The sequence below is a fragment of the Streptomyces sp. NPDC001027 genome (assembly GCF_040299045.1).
Lineage (GTDB): Bacteria > Actinomycetota > Actinomycetes > Streptomycetales > Streptomycetaceae > Streptomyces.
Genome location: NZ_JBEPBI010000617.1, coordinates 1 through 1,046, shown reverse-complemented (window position 1 = coordinate 1,046; position 1,046 = coordinate 1). Strand labels below are relative to the sequence as shown.

The 1,046-nt window shown below is 69.9% G+C and carries 2 protein-coding genes; one reads left to right on the top strand and one right to left on the bottom strand.

What is annotated here, in order from left to right; genetic code table 11:
* Positions 1-146: glycine cleavage system protein H (locus ABT300_RS44350; RefSeq protein ID WP_502978139.1), on the top strand; the 146-nt coding region annotated here is incomplete at its 5' end.
* Positions 147-434: 288 nt separating this feature from the next.
* Here ABT300_RS44350 and ABT300_RS44345 read toward each other — a convergent pair.
* On the bottom strand, positions 435-1,046 hold a 612-nt coding region (locus ABT300_RS44345), incomplete at its 5' end, for a hypothetical protein (protein WP_351688916.1).

The following is a 1,046-nucleotide window of genomic DNA, read 5'->3' as shown; positions in this document are numbered from 1 at the left end:
TCAACGAGGAGGTTACCGACGAGCCCGACCTGGTCAACGCCGAGCCCTACGACGCGTGGCTCTTCAAAATCAGGACGGACGGGAAAGCCTCCTCCAACGGCCTGCTCGACTCCAAGGCCTACGAGAAGCTGGTCAGCGGCGAGTGAACGCCCGAGGGGCGCCCGACCATCGTCGGGCGCCCCTCACCGTCGCGGTACTTCCCCGCCCCTCCGTTCAGCAGCGCTGATAAGCATCCGGCCGCGGGAACTTGAGCTCACTGCTGCCGTTCTCCCAGTTCTTCACCGACTGGTGTAAGCGGTCACGCTTCGCCCCACGATCCATGATCGGCGTCACGCGATTTCGCACCCGCACGGTCACACCTCCCCGCGGGGACGGCGGTTGCGAGTGGATGCCCGACGGCAAGGGGAAGGCCCGACCCCGCCTCTCCCCGCCCTTCACAGGAACAGCGGGTCGACCGGGGGCCATGGGTAGCCGAGTTGCTCGGCGTCGTGCGAACCTCCCCAGACCTCGGCGCCTGCCCGGGGATCGCCTGCGGTCAGCCGCGCTTCAAGGCGCTCGGCTTGGTCCGACGGGGGGCCCGCGGAGATCAGGAGGGTCACCCCGAACTGGAGCCAGGGCAGATCCGCATCGGCCCGGTTACGGGGATGCCCCAGGACGACGTGGATGCGATCGGGTTCCCTGCGGGAGGCCCAGACGCCTTCCAACTCGCAGTCCCACCTGACGAGCCAGTCCCCGCATCCCCTCAACCCCGCCTCCAGCAGCCGCGCGACCGCTTCTGCCGGCCGCTCCCAACTGCGGTCCTCTCCGGCTCGCAGGACCTCGGCCTCGTAACGGTCCGCGGTGAACCGAAGCTCCGGCAGGTCGAAGTCCTGGTTGGCCACGTCGCGCCAGCCCGCCCAGAGGACATGATCCCCGTCACGCGTGACCGTCACGTACAGCGCGCCGCAGCACTCCTCCACGCCGCACCCGGACCGAGCGAGACGAACCTCGTGGGGCGTCGCCGTGGCGCGCAACGGCCCGTCCTGGCCCAGCAGGCGCCTGGGGCC